General features: G+C 48.1%; 1 rRNA gene. It reads left to right on the forward strand.

From position 1 onward, the window contains the following. A 23S ribosomal RNA gene (locus tag OOT08_RS18905) occupies window positions 1-262 on the forward strand; the annotation flags it as partial.

A 262-nucleotide genomic window follows, 5' to 3' on the forward strand; every position in this document is an offset into this window, starting at 1 on the left:
GGGGGAACCCATTGTTCGTAATGGAACAATATCCATACTTGAATACATAGAGTATGGAAGGCAGACCCAGGGAACTGAAACATCTAAGTACCTGGAGGAAGAGAAAGCAAATGCGATTCCCTGAGTAGCGGCGAGCGAAACGGGATGTAGCCCAAACCAAGAGGCTTGCCTCTTGGGGTTGTAGGACACTCTATACGGAGTTACAAAGGAACGGAGTAGACGAAGAAGTCTGGAAAGGCTCGTCAAAGAAGGTAACAACCCT

It is taken from the genome of Leucobacter sp. M11, from assembly GCF_035726885.1.
Lineage (GTDB): Bacteria > Actinomycetota > Actinomycetes > Actinomycetales > Microbacteriaceae > JAPFRB01.